Source organism: Arthrobacter sp. BB-1, from assembly GCF_006151685.1.
In the GTDB taxonomy this organism is placed as follows: Bacteria; Actinomycetota; Actinomycetes; order Actinomycetales; family Micrococcaceae; genus Arthrobacter.
The window spans coordinates 1-10,675 of record NZ_VDEV01000038.1 but is presented as its reverse complement, the minus strand read 5'-3'; the positions used below and the strand labels follow the sequence as shown (position 1 = coordinate 10,675).

Here is a 10,675-nt window from a genome sequence, read left to right as displayed (position 1 = left end):
CCAGGCCGACCAAAACCCACAACAACACCCCAATCACTCAGGTGTTGCAACGACCCCTTGAACCCGCCCCAAACGCTCTATCACCCGGTGATAGAGCGTTTGGGTTTTTCCGGCGGTAAGTGAGAGAGCGTTTCCGGCGGCGGCGGGAACCGAATGCATTGTGCCCTTCGTCACCATGAGGATTAAGTTACGAAAAGCTTGCGTAATGACGACAAGGGTAGGCTAGCCTTACTTAGGTTTGCTTCATTCACCTAAGGAGTTCCGTGACATCCCCCCTTTTCCCCGGGCGCAACACTTCCCGGCGCACGCTGTTCAAGTCTGCCGGTAAGGCAACCGCAGTCCTCGCCGCCGCGGCACTTACCCTCTCCGCCTGTTCAACAGGACCGGCGTCCTCCACTGCCGACGCCAGCGCCTCCAGTTCCAGCAGCTCCCAGTTCCCCGTCACCATCGAGCACGTTTACGGCGAGACCAAAATCGAGAAGCAGCCCACACGTGTAGCCACCGTTTCCTGGGTCAATGACGACGTCGCCATTGCCCTGGGTGTAGTCCCCGTGGGTGTTCCCAAGAACGAGTGGGGCGGCAACGAGCAGGGCTCCACCCCCTGGAAGGACGCTGCCCTTGAGGAGCTCGGCGCCGGCTTCGGTTCCGACAAGGCCCCGGTCCAGTACTCCGAGGCCGACGGCATCAACTTCACCGAGATCGCCAAGCTCACTCCGGACGTCATCCTCGCCGCCTACTCGGGCCTGACGGAAGAGGACTACAAGAAGCTCAGCGAGATCGCCCCCGTGGTGGCCCACCCCGAAGTTGCGTACGGAACGTCCTGGCAGGACTCCACCTCCATCATCGGCAAGGCGCTCGGCAAGGATGCGGAAGCCACCAAGCTGGTCTCCGACACCGAGGCCACCATCAAGGAAAAGGTCGCAGAATACCCGCAGATCGCCGGCAAGAGCTTCATCTACGGGAACCTCGAGCCCGCCTCCGCCGAGGGCGTCAACGTCTACACGGCCAATGACAACCGTCCCCGGTTCCTCTCCGAAATCGGCATGAAGCTTGCGCCCGTGGTTGAAGAGAATTCCAAGGGCTCCAAGGAATTCTTCATCCCCTGGTCCGCTGAAAAGGCCAACGAGCTCGAATCGGACATGTTCGTCACCTGGGTGCCGGACGCCGCCACCGCGGACTCCATCAAGTCCGATCCCCTCCTCGGCCAGATCCCGGCCATCAAGACCGGCGCGCTGGTGGCTGATTCGGACAACACCCTCACGCTGTCCATCTCCGCTTCCTCTCCGCTGAGCCTGCCGTGGTCGCTGGACACGTTCCTGCCGCAGCTGGCCACCGCAGCGGACGCAGTGAAGTAAGCACCTTCCATGACGCAGAGTACGACGACGGCGGCGCGCCAAGAGCCGGGGTCCGGCACCTTCGTGCCGGCCAAGGGAGCAGTTGACACTGCCCCCGCCCGCGCTTTCGGGGGGAAGCGCGCCGCCTGGCTGCTGGCCGCCGTCGTTGTACTTGCCCTGCTGGCCGGGGCCTCCCTGGCCGTCGGCGCCAGGGGGCTGTCCCTGGCCACCGTCTGGCAGGCGCTGGCCGCGTTTGATCCCGCAAACGGCGACCATGCCGTGGTCCATGCCCGCATTCCCCGTACCGTCCTTGGCCTGCTGGCCGGCGGCGCACTGGGGCTGGCGGGTGCAGCCATGCAGGGCGTGGCCAGGAATCCGCTCGCCGACCCGGGCATCATGGGCGTCAACGCCGGAGCTGCCCTTGCGGTGGTCACCGGCATCTACGTCTTCGGTGTCGGCTCACTCTCCGGCTACATCTGGTTCGCTTTCGTCGGGGCCGCAGCCGCCGCCGTCGTGGTTTACCTCATTGCCTCGCTGGGCCGGGACGGCGCCACCCCCATGAAGCTTGCCCTGGCAGGCGCGGCGCTGAACGCCGGCCTGTACTCCCTGATGAATGTCATCCTGGTGTCCAGCCAGGACACCCTGGACCGCTTCCGTTTCTGGCAGGTGGGCGGTATCGCCGGACGCGACTGGTCCGTAGTGCTGTCCGGACTGCCCTTCCTCGCCGCCGGCGCGGTCATCGTGCTGCTGACCGGTCGCGTCCTGAACAGCCTGGCCCTCGGGGACGACATAGCCCGCGGCCTCGGCCAGAGGGTAGGCCTGGCCCGCGGCGTCACAGCCCTCGGTGTGGTGCTGCTGTGCGGGTCCGCCACGGCGCTGGCCGGCCCCATTGCCTTCGTTGGCCTGGTCATTCCGCACGCCGTCCGCTTCCTGACCGGCCCCGATTACCGCTGGATCCTGCCGTTCTCGCTGGTCCTCGCGCCGGCGCTGCTCCTGGGCGCGGACATCATCGGCCGCGTGGTGCTCCTTCCCGGCGAAGTCCCGGCCGGCATCATGACGGCCCTCGTGGGCGCCCCCGTTTTCGTCTGGCTGATCCGCCGCGGGAAGGGAGCCGGGCTGTGAACCTCACCAAGTCCCGCGAGATAACATTTGACGGCAGTCCGGCGGTAAGACACTCCGGTTTCCTGCCATTTCGCAGCGGCCTGAACCGGACTGCGCTCCTGGCCGCCGCCGTCGTGGTCTTGTTTGCGGTGTCCGTCCTGCTGGGCAGCTACACCGTCACCATCCCGGACTTCTTCAAAATCCTGATCGCCCACCTGACCGGCGGTGAGAAGATCCCGGGCGCCAGCTTCATCGTGATGGAGAACAAGCTGCCGCGGGCCGTTATCGGCACCATGATCGGGCTCGCGTTCGGGCTGGCGGGCGCCCTGTTCCAGACGATGCTCCGCAATCCGCTGGCCAGCCCGGACATCATCGGCATCAGCTACGGCGCCAGCGCTGCCGCTGTGGTGGCCATCGTCATTTTCGGTGCCTCCGGGGCGGCCGTCTCGGGGGCAGCACTTGCCGGCGCGCTCGGCGTCGCGGCCCTCATTTACGCCATCTCCAGCGGCACCCTCAGCGGCAACGGCCGCGGTGACGCCGCCGGCAACCGCCTCATCCTGTCAGGGGTGGGGATCGCCGCCGCGCTGCATGCAGTGGTGAGCTTCCTGATGACCCGGGCAGATATCCGAACCGCAGCCGACGCGCTCGTCTGGCTCAACGGCTCCCTAAACTCCGCCAGCTGGGACCGCGCCGGTGTCCTTGCCCTTGCCCTGTTGGTCCTGCTTCCCGCCACGGCAGCCATCGCCGGCCCGCTGCGCATCCTCGAGCTCGGACCGGACGCCGCCGCCGGCCTGGGCATCCGGGTCGGCGCCACCCGCCTGGCGCTGGTGGTGGTTGCCGTTGCGCTTGCAGCGGTGGCGACGGCGGCCGCCGGCCCGGTCTCGTTCGTCGCCTTCCTGGCGGGTCCCATCGCCCGCCGCTTCGCCGGTAAAGCCAGCCTCCCGGCGTCGGCCCTGGTGGGTGCGCTCATTGTCCTTGCGGCCGACTACGCGGCCGCCAACCTTGCCCCCCTGCTGCTGGACGGCACCGTCCTGCCCGTGGGCGTCATCACCGGCGCGCTCGGTGCCCCGTTCCTGCTGTGGCTCCTGGTCACGGCCAATCGAAAGGATGCCTGACGTGGCAGTTCTCAACGCCAAGGACCTGACGCTGAAATACGACCAGCGGTGCGTGGTGGACGGGCTCACCGCCGAGATTCCCGAGGGCAAGGTGACCATGATCGTGGGCGCCAACGCCTGCGGTAAATCGACCCTCCTGCGCGGCCTGTCCCGCCTCCTGAAACCCGCGGCCGGCGCAGTGACCCTCGACGGAAAGGACATCCACTCCCGTCCCGCGCGCGAGCTGGCCCGCACCCTGGGCCTCCTCCCGCAGCACCCCACCGCCCCGGACGGCATCACGGTCCGGGACCTGGTGGGCCGCGGCCGCTACCCCCACCTGGGCTTCTTCCGCAGCTGGAGGGAGGGGGACATGTCCCCGCATGATCTCGCCGTGCAGCGCGCGCTTGAGGCTACGGACACACTGGCCCTCGCAGGGCGGAACGTCGATGAACTGTCCGGCGGGCAGCGGCAGCGCGTGTGGATCGCGATGGCCCTGGCCCAGGAAACCGACGTACTGCTCCTCGATGAGCCCACCACGTACCTGGACCTTGCGCACCAGGTGGAGGTCCTGGACCTCGTCACGGACCTGAACCGCCAGCGCGGCACCACTGTGGCCATCGTCCTGCATGACCTGAACCTTGCCGCCCGCTATGCGGACAACGTCATCGCCATGAAGAACGGCGCCGTGGTGGCTGTGGGTTCCCCGCTCGAAGTGGTCACCGAAAGCCTGGTGCGCGATGTTTTCGGCCTCGAATCCCGCGTCATTCCCGATCCCGTGTCCGGGACACCCCTGATCATTCCCATCGGACGCCACCACATCCCCGTCAATGAACTGGAGCTCGTTTCATGAAGACTGAGGTAACCGCCGCCGCAAGGACGATGAACACCGAGCCCATGACGCTGGCGTTCGAAGTCACCGTCACGTCCGTCCAGGAACTCAGCCCCAACTTCCGGCGGATCACGTTCGGCGGGTACTCGCTGCGGGACTTCGGCGTCCACGGCGACACGCTGGACCTCCGGATCAAGCTCATGATCCCGTCCCTGGCGGCAGACGGCACACCCCTGCCCCTTCCGGTCTTCGAGATGACCTCCACCGGCTGGTACCGCGAATGGCTCGCCATGGATCCCGCCGTCCGGGGGTCGATGCGCACCTACACCGTCCGCCGGGCCCGGCTGGACGCGGTGTACCCAGAGATCGACGTGGATTTCGTGATGCACTTTGATGACCGTGGGCACGGCGGACCGGCCGCCAACTGGGCCCTTAACGCCAAGCCGGGCGACGCCATCACCATCATCGGCCCCAACAACCGGGCCGCGCACTGCATTACTGCAGAGGTCTACTCGGGCATCGAATGGCGCCCCGGGCTGGCGCAGCGCATCCTGCTCGCCGGCGACGAAACGTCCGTCCCGGCCATCTCCGCCATCCTGGAAAGCCTGCCCGGCTACATGACCGGCCACGCCTTCCTGGAGGTACCGGAGGCCGGGGACTTCCGGGAACTGACCTCACCGGCCAACGTCGAAATCACCTGGCTGGCGCGCGGTGCGTCCATCGGCCGGTCACGGCCGCACGGGGAACTGCTCCAGGAGGCTGTGCGCAAGGCCGTGCCCGTGCCTGGCTGGGTGGGCATCAAAGCGGCCGACGGCGGCGCGGGCCCCGAGCCCGAGGACGTCAACGTGGACGTGGACATCCTCTGGGAGACGCCGGCACGCATGGAGACCGCCGATATCCAGGCGAGCAAGAACCCCGACATGCCCGCCGGTGCCATGCCCTTCTACGCCTGGATCGCGGGCGAAGCCGGGGTCATCAAGGAGATGCGCCGGTACCTGGTGCGGGATGTCGGGATCGACCGGAAGCAGGTCGCCTTCATGGGCTACTGGCGGCAGGGCAAAGCCGAGGGGTAGCCCCGCCGGAAAGGGCTGCTTTACTGGTAGACGCGGACCCAGTCGACCTGCATCTGCGATGGCTTGGTGGCGGAGCCGTCCGGGAACCAATCCAGCTGCAATGTCTGCTTCATTACGGTAGAGGGCTGGTGCGCGGGGTTCGTGTCAGTGAAGGTCTTTACTCCGTCGACGTATCCGCTGATGCCGTCCGGGGTCCACTCCACCGCGTAGTTGTGCCACTGGGTGCCATCCACAGGCGTCGCCGCTGTGGTCTGGAAATCCGCTCCACCACAGGCGTAGTGCAGGAAGAACCTCATCACGGAGGTGACTGAGCTGCCCTCGGCATAATCGATCTCGGCGCAATTCGGGGCACTGTTGTTGTTGAGGATCAGGACCGGGTGGTATTTCGGATCCCGCGCATTGGTTTTCATGCGCGTTTCCCAACGGCCAAACCGTTGTTCCGCGAACTTTGCTGACATGCCTCCAGTGGTGCCGGCTGCGTCTCCGCTAACGGTGGCTACACCGTTTGCAACGGACCAAGCCTGGGGGCTGCGCAGGCCTTTGCCTGCATGCCCTGCACTGTTATATACACTCCATTTCGTCCGGTCCGGTGCGCCGGTGTAGGAGAATTCGTCGCCCGTCAGGACCGGCCCCCAACCGAAGGCGGTGGCTGCCTGCGCACCGTCGCCCGTCGTCGCGAGAGCCTGGCTGGCTGGCTGGGCGGCCGCAGGCGCAGGCGCTGCGACAGGCGCGGGCGGTGCGGCAGGCGCGGGCGCAGAGGGGACGGGTGTCGACTCGGTTGCCCCGGCCGCAGCTGGAGTCTGGCTGCTCGAAGCCGTGCCCGCCGGAGCTGCCGTGGCTGTGTCAGTTGGGCCTGGAGTGACAGGCGCGGACGTGCCGTCGGCCGAGGATGGGTCAGCCTCCCCGTTAGTCGTAGGGGCCAGGCCGCATCCTGTCAGGGACAAAGCACCCACGGTCATGACGATGGCTATTTTCTTGAACAAGATACCTCCGGGCTTATGGCAGGAAAAAATGACTGATGCACTTGAGGCGTTTACGAGTGCGGAGAGCATTTTTGGGCCCCCTTGGCGGGGCCAGAGCTAGCAGGCGCCGAAGGGGCGCAGCGGGGTCCAGTGATCGGGCGCCCGGGGCCCTGCATTGGGGCCGACCGCCCACGTTACCTGATCGTGACCATCGGTCGCAAAATGCCACAAGGACTCGGTAGCTGCTGATCGGACCGACCCTGGCCCAGATTCGCGGACTCTGCCGGCAGCTCTCGCCCTTCTGCACATCCTGGTTGCCGTGCGTTTACCTTGGCGTCTCTTTGGGTGGTTACTTTCGTCGGATGGGTTCTAATCCTCTGCTTCCTGAGACTGGGCGGCGGGTGTTTGTTGCCTTGGGCGACTCCTTTACTGAGGGGGTCGGGGACCGCGATGAGCGGTTGCCCAACGGGGTCCGGGGCTGGGCAGACCGGGTGGCGGAGAAACTGGCCAAAGCCCAGCCGGGCTGGCGGTACGCGAACCTGGCTATCCGGAGCAAACGCCTCCGGCAGATCATCAGCGAGCAGTTGGAACCGGCACTGGCCATGAAGCCCACCCTCGTAACGCTGTACGCCGGCGGCAACGACATCCTGGACCTCAAGACGGACATGGTGGCCTTGATGGCTGACTATGAGAATTTCGTTGGACAGCTGGCAGATACCGGAGCCACCCTGGTCCTCTTTACCGGATTCGACGTCAAGGTCTCAGCGCTGCTGGAACCGCTCAAGAAGCGCAACACCTTCTACAACCAGCAGGTGCGGGCCATTGCGGCAAAGCATGGCGCGGTACTTGTGGACTACTGGTCCCTCGAGGCCTTCCATGACCGGCGGATGTGGGACTCGGACCGGCTCCACATGTCCAAGGCAGGACACAAATACCTGGCAGGGCAGGTGCTGGACCAGCTGGGTGTGCCCCACAAGATCAAGCCCAAGGATTGGGAGCCTCCGTCACGGCCCAGCCTGCGCGAGTGGGAGCGGCAGCAGCGGCGCTGGTTCCACGACTGGGTGCTGCCGCTCTTCCACCGCAAGCTTCGTGGCGTCACGCTGGGGGACGAGCTGACCCCGCGGTGGCCGGAACCGGTCAAGGTGCCACGGAAAGGCGGGCTGAAGAAGCTGGCCGCCGAGTCCAACTTTCAGTGAGGCCAACTCGCGTCACCGGGCGGGCTCCACGCCTCAAAGGCGCGGGAGGATTCAGCTGTCCAGGAGGATTTCGTAGCCCGGCGCCACTCTTGCGGCGTGGAACTCCATGACTTCGAAGTCCGCAACCCCGTTTGTGTAGAAGGGGTCCTGCTTCAGGCAAGCGTCCAGGGTGGCACGGTCGGCCTGGGAGAGCAGCAGGCCGCCCGTCCGCGGCACCTTGCGGCCGGCGGCAATGAAGACTCCGTCATCGAAGGCCTTCTGCAGCCAGGAAATGTGGCCATCGTTATGGAAGTCCACGATGTCCTGCGGAACCCGGTAGCTCAGGGAGACAACATACATGGCCCCAGCCTACCGGCCGGCCCGGAGCCTACTTGAAGTATCAACCACGACGTCCTCGTAGAATGGAGGCATGACTGAACCGCGCTGGCTCAACGCCGACGAACGCCGGGCCTGGCTGGCCCTGGTGAGCATCAATACGCTGCTGCCGGCGACCCTGGACACCAAGCTCCACGCAGCGGGAAAGCTCTCGCTCTTTGACTACACCGTCCTGGCCATGCTCTCCGAGGCGGAGGGCCGATTCCTGCCGATGAGCGAGCTCGCCGCGCGCACCAGCGCCTCCCTGTCCAGGCTTTCACACGTAGTGACCAAGCTGCAGAAGCGCGGGTGGGTGGAACGGCAGCCGCATCCCCATGATGCCCGCGTGACCACGGCCCATATCACCGACGAGGGGATGGCAACCATCGTGGGCCTGGCGCCCGGCCACGTCGAGGACGTCCGCGACCTGTTCCTTGACGCCCTGACCGAGCAGGACGTCCTGGACCTTGCCCGGATCGGCGAGAAGGTAGTGGGCCGGCTGGATGCGGACCACTGGATCCTTCGGGAAAACTAGGGCTCGCCGGCCGCGGTTGGTTGCTTCCAACAACTGATGGCAAACTATCCGAATGGATTTCACAACCCGGTTCGTTGCCCTTGGTGACTCCTTCACGGAGGGTGTGGGGGACGACGATTCCACCCGCCCCAATGGTGTCCGCGGCTGGGCGGACCGCGTGGCCGAGCAGCTGGGGGCCGCTGACCCTGCCTTCGGCTACGCCAACCTCGCCATCCGCGGGAGGAAGCTCCGCCACATCCTGGCTGAGCAGGTGGACGCCGCCGTCGAACTTAAACCCACCCTGGTGAGCATCTACGCAGGCGCCAATGACATCCTGCGCCCCAGGATAGACATCGATGACCTTTTGGTGGAGTACGACGACGCCATCGCCAAGCTGCGTGCCACCGGTGCCACCGTGGTGATGTTCACGGGCTTCGACGCGCGGGGTTCGAAGGTGTTCAGCACCATGCGCGGACGCACGGCGATCTACAACGAACTGGTCCGCGGGATCGCCGGAGACCATGGTGCGCTGCTGGTGGATTACTGGCGCTTCAGCGAGTACTACGACTGGGGCATGTGGGCGCAGGACCGGATGCACATGTCCGCCGCCGGGCACGCCAACATGGCCAAGCGGGTGCTGGACGTTCTTGAGCACGACCACTCCATCGACATCCCGCCGATGACCCCCGTCCCCGAACTCAGCGGACTGGATGCCCTCCGCGCCAACGCCCGCTGGTTCCGCGAGTACGCCGGACCCTGGGTGGTCCGCAGGGTCACCGGAAAGTCCTCCGGGGACGGCCTGGCGCCGAAGTACCCACAGCTCACGCGGCTGTGATCGCAAGGCCCCCTTATACACCTTCCGGCGCCCAATTGGTCTTTAATTGCGTGAACTCGTAGACTTGGTAGGCGCTAAGTGCGCGGAGCGTGCGCAATTGCTCCGGTTGCCCGGTAGTTTCTCCAGGGTGGCCGGTAGTTAGGGGCTCAAGTTGCGTGACTAACCGTTGCCCTTCTTCACTTTTGGGTCGCCCTTAGCAGCATGGTCCAGCAGCAGATATGCGGATCATTACTTTCAATTCTTGAGGAGAAGTCATGGCAGCACACTGCCAAGTGACCGGAGCCGAGCCGGGCTTTGGGCACAGCATTTCGCACTCGCACCGCCGCAACAAGCGTCGGTTCGATCCGAACATTCAGAAGAAGCGCTACTGGGTTCCGTCCCTGCGCCGTAACGTCACGCTGCAGGTTTCTGCACGTGGCATCAAGACCATTGACGTACGCGGCATCGACGTAGTCGTTGCCCAGATCTTGGCTCGTGGGGTGAAGCTCTAGTGGCTAAGGACAAGGACGTACGTCCGATCATCAAGCTCAAGTCGACCGCGGGAACGGGTTACACCTACGTAACCCGCAAGAACCGTCGTAACGATCCGGACCGCATGGTCCTGAAGAAGTACGACCCCAAGATCCGCCAGCACGTCGAATTCCGAGAGGAGCGCTAAACATGGCTAAGAAGTCCAAGATTGCTCGCAACGAGCAGCGCAAGGTCATCGTTGAGCGTTACGCTGCAAAGCGCCTCGAGCTGAAGAAGACCCTGGTTGACGAAAACGCAACCGACGAAGCACGCGAAGCAGCCCGCCTGGGCCTGCAGAAGCTGCCCCGCAACGCGTCCCCGATCCGTCTGCGTAACCGCGACATCATCGACGGCCGCCCCCGCGGTACCTTCCAGAAGTTCGGTATCTCCCGTGTCCGCTTCCGCGACATGGCCCACAAGGGTGAACTTCCGGGCATCACCAAGTCTTCCTGGTAATTCAGCCCCGCTGATACTAGCTGCTTGAAAAGGGCCGGCAACCTCACGGTTGCCGGCCCTTTTGCGTCTCAGGATTCTCCAGCCTCGTCCCATGAGTAGGCAGCCGGCCACTGTGCTGCAGCACACAGGAATGAAGTACGACGCCGGATGGGCCTCCGTGGGTGCCCATGGGCGGTTTCGCCGCGGAAACACGGGGATTCTGGCCCCTTGCCAGGGGGATTTGCGGAGGTGCCCGGGGAGGTGTATTGTTTTCTAAGTCGCCGCGAGGGAGACAGCGAAGAGCTGGTTACCGCGGGCGGCCAAAACCCCCAAAATCAAGACCAAATCTGGTAGGGCTTTCGAGCGCTCCTGAAGAGGTGGGGACGACTTCCCCCCGATGAGAATCCTGAAACACGGATTTGCATCGGAGCGGCGAGT

General features: G+C 65.2%; 13 protein-coding genes. 11 read left to right on the top strand and 2 right to left on the bottom strand.

The genetic code is table 11. From position 1 onward, the window contains the following. Positions 1-263: 263 nt before the first annotated feature. From FHJ30_RS19320 to FHJ30_RS19300, 5 genes are all read left to right on the top strand, one after another. Positions 264-1,355: an iron-siderophore ABC transporter substrate-binding protein gene (locus FHJ30_RS19320; RefSeq protein WP_139030877.1), complete on the top strand. Its 1,092-nt coding sequence runs from the start codon at positions 264-266 to the stop codon at positions 1,353-1,355. Between the two features lie 9 nt (positions 1,356-1,364). After that, complete coding sequence (locus FHJ30_RS19315) at positions 1,365-2,456, top strand: iron ABC transporter permease (RefSeq protein WP_139030876.1); 1,092 nt, start codon at positions 1,365-1,367, stop codon at positions 2,454-2,456. Between the two features lie 62 nt (positions 2,457-2,518). Continuing rightward, positions 2,519-3,550, top strand: a complete 1,032-nt coding sequence (locus tag FHJ30_RS21540) for an iron chelate uptake ABC transporter family permease subunit (RefSeq protein ID WP_240793769.1) — start codon at positions 2,519-2,521, stop codon at positions 3,548-3,550. A 1-nt stretch (position 3,551) separates the two neighbouring features. Further along, positions 3,552-4,379, top strand: a complete 828-nt coding sequence (locus FHJ30_RS19305; protein ID WP_240793768.1) for an ABC transporter ATP-binding protein — start codon at positions 3,552-3,554, stop codon at positions 4,377-4,379. Then, a complete protein-coding gene (locus tag FHJ30_RS19300; RefSeq protein ID WP_139030874.1) occupies positions 4,376-5,431 on the top strand; it encodes a siderophore-interacting protein in 1,056 nt (351 codons plus the stop codon). Before FHJ30_RS19305 ends, FHJ30_RS19300 begins: the two co-directional genes overlap by 4 nt. 20 nt (positions 5,432-5,451) lie before the next feature. On the opposite strand, the gene FHJ30_RS21785 is transcribed toward FHJ30_RS19300, so the two are convergent. Further along, the gene (locus tag FHJ30_RS21785) at positions 5,452-5,889 is read right to left on the bottom strand and encodes a family 16 glycosylhydrolase (protein WP_228404604.1); all 438 of its coding nucleotides are present in this window, start codon (positions 5,887-5,889) and stop codon (positions 5,452-5,454) included. An 866-nt stretch (positions 5,890-6,755) separates the two neighbouring features. Between FHJ30_RS21785 and FHJ30_RS19290 the strand changes: the two genes are divergently transcribed. Then, positions 6,756-7,589 (top strand): SGNH/GDSL hydrolase family protein, encoded by an 834-nt coding sequence (locus FHJ30_RS19290; protein ID WP_139030873.1) that lies wholly within the window; start codon positions 6,756-6,758, stop codon positions 7,587-7,589. A gap of 51 nt (positions 7,590-7,640) precedes the next feature. Here the strand turns inward: FHJ30_RS19290 and FHJ30_RS19285 are convergent, their stop codons facing one another. After that, positions 7,641-7,928: a YciI family protein gene (locus FHJ30_RS19285; protein ID WP_139030872.1), complete on the bottom strand. Its 288-nt coding sequence runs from the start codon at positions 7,926-7,928 to the stop codon at positions 7,641-7,643. Between the two features lie 70 nt (positions 7,929-7,998). Between FHJ30_RS19285 and FHJ30_RS19280 the strand changes: the two genes are divergently transcribed. The 5 genes from FHJ30_RS19280 to rpsN all read left to right on the top strand — a co-directional run bounded on the left by FHJ30_RS19280 (position 7,999) and on the right by rpsN (position 10,258). Continuing rightward, positions 7,999-8,478, top strand: a complete 480-nt coding sequence (locus tag FHJ30_RS19280) for a MarR family winged helix-turn-helix transcriptional regulator (protein WP_139030871.1) — start codon at positions 7,999-8,001, stop codon at positions 8,476-8,478. A 52-nt stretch (positions 8,479-8,530) separates the two neighbouring features. Beyond that, positions 8,531-9,292, top strand: a complete 762-nt coding sequence (locus FHJ30_RS19275) for an SGNH/GDSL hydrolase family protein (RefSeq protein ID WP_139030870.1) — start codon at positions 8,531-8,533, stop codon at positions 9,290-9,292. 254 nt (positions 9,293-9,546) lie between these two features. After that, positions 9,547-9,783, top strand: coding sequence for a 50S ribosomal protein L28 (gene rpmB / locus FHJ30_RS19270; RefSeq protein WP_013602738.1), 237 nt, complete (start codon positions 9,547-9,549; stop codon positions 9,781-9,783). Continuing rightward, on the top strand, positions 9,783-9,950 hold the full coding sequence (rpmG, locus tag FHJ30_RS19265) for a 50S ribosomal protein L33 (RefSeq protein ID WP_013602737.1): 168 nt from the start codon (positions 9,783-9,785) through the stop codon (positions 9,948-9,950). The genes rpmB and rpmG overlap by 1 nt, the downstream gene beginning before the upstream one ends. Positions 9,951-9,952: 2 nt before the next feature. Further along, complete coding sequence (gene rpsN / locus FHJ30_RS19260) at positions 9,953-10,258, top strand: 30S ribosomal protein S14 (protein ID WP_009358853.1); 306 nt, start codon at positions 9,953-9,955, stop codon at positions 10,256-10,258. Positions 10,259-10,675: the final 417 nt, after the last annotated feature.

Bases quoted from the DNA above. Each gene is read 5' to 3' on its own strand.
- FHJ30_RS19315 (WP_139030876.1), top strand. From the start codon at position 1,365: ATGACGCAGAGTACGACGACGGCGGCGCGCCAAGAGCCGGGGTCCGGC.
- FHJ30_RS19300 (WP_139030874.1), top strand. From the start codon at position 4,376: ATGAAGACTGAGGTAACCGCCGCCGCAAGGACGATGAACACCGAGCCC.
- FHJ30_RS21785 (WP_228404604.1), bottom strand. From the start codon at position 5,889: ATGTCAGCAAAGTTCGCGGAACAACGGTTTGGCCGTTGGGAAACGCGC.
- FHJ30_RS19290 (WP_139030873.1), top strand. From the start codon at position 6,756: ATGGGTTCTAATCCTCTGCTTCCTGAGACTGGGCGGCGGGTGTTTGTT.
- FHJ30_RS19285 (WP_139030872.1), bottom strand. From the start codon at position 7,928: ATGTATGTTGTCTCCCTGAGCTACCGGGTTCCGCAGGACATCGTGGAC.
- FHJ30_RS19280 (WP_139030871.1), top strand. From the start codon at position 7,999: ATGACTGAACCGCGCTGGCTCAACGCCGACGAACGCCGGGCCTGGCTG.
- FHJ30_RS19275 (WP_139030870.1), top strand. From the start codon at position 8,531: ATGGATTTCACAACCCGGTTCGTTGCCCTTGGTGACTCCTTCACGGAG.
- rpmB (WP_013602738.1), top strand. From the start codon at position 9,547: ATGGCAGCACACTGCCAAGTGACCGGAGCCGAGCCGGGCTTTGGGCAC.
- rpsN (WP_009358853.1), top strand. From the start codon at position 9,953: ATGGCTAAGAAGTCCAAGATTGCTCGCAACGAGCAGCGCAAGGTCATC.